The 919-nt window shown below is 41.8% G+C and carries 2 protein-coding genes; both read left to right on the top strand.

Annotated features, from left to right (window positions below):
• Window positions 1–337: IS66 family insertion sequence element accessory protein TnpB (gene tnpB, locus ACOI1C_RS22600; protein WP_422512885.1), on the top strand; the 337-nt coding region annotated here is incomplete at its 5' end.
• A 69-nt stretch (window positions 338–406) separates the two neighbouring features.
• A partial coding sequence (locus ACOI1C_RS22595) for an IS66 family transposase zinc-finger binding domain-containing protein (RefSeq protein ID WP_422512886.1) occupies window positions 407–919 on the top strand: 513 nt, incomplete at its 3' end.

The following is a 919-nucleotide window of genomic DNA, read 5'->3' as shown; positions in this document are numbered from 1 at the left end:
TCACCAGGTGTATCTAGCCCGCGGAAGCACGGATCTACGAAAGTCAATTGATGGCTTAGCGGCATTGGTGAAAGAGGGGTTTGATTTAGACCCCTTTTCTCCAAGCTACTTTGTATTTTGTAATCGCAAACGCGACAAGTTAAAAATCCTTCACTGGGAACTAAATGGTTTTTGGTTGTATTACAGGCGCTTAGAGAACGGAACGTTCCGCTGGCCCAAAGAAGATAATAATGAAGTGCAAAAAATAAGCTTACGAGAGTTCCGCTGGCTACTAGATGGACTACCAATTGAGCAGCGTTCTGCCCATCCAGAGGTACTTGCGAGAACTGTGATATAATTTGGTGTTTTTTCAGAAAAACCTACTGTTTTTAAAGGATTTTCAACCGTTTTGTCGAATATGTTAAGTATGGAAAATACGACAAAAACACCCACCCAACCAATTGAAAATTTACAAGAGAAATGTGAATCATTAGAGTCCAAAGTTGCAGAATTGATGCAACAATTAAAATGGTATGAGGAACTTCTTCGCCTTAGTCAGAATAAGTGCTTTGGCTCCTCTAGTGAAAAAACAGATCCTGATCAACTTGAGCTTTCTCTGTTTAATGAAGCAGAGGTAGAAGCTGCCCCTAACTTAGAGGGGACTCCTACGGAGTCTATTTCATATACGCGCCGTAAAAAACGTGGACAAAGAGAAACCATGCTTGAAGACCTGCTAATGGAAACGGTGGAATACCGTCTTTCCGAAGAAGAGCAGGTTTGTTCGTGTTGCGGTGGAGATTTACATGAGATGAGTACAGAAGTAAGGCAAGAAATTCAAGTCATTCCAGCTCATGTGAAAGTAAAGAAACATGTTCGTTATGTGTATTCCTGTCGTCATTGTGAGCGAGAGGAAACCCAGACACCAATTGTCACGGCACCT

The organism is Bacillus sp. DJP31 (genome assembly GCF_049310945.1).
Taxonomy (GTDB): Bacteria; Bacillota; Bacilli; order Bacillales; family SA4; genus Bacillus_BS.
The sequence above is the reverse complement of the archived record's forward strand: the minus strand, read 5'-3'. Positions and strand labels throughout refer to the sequence as shown.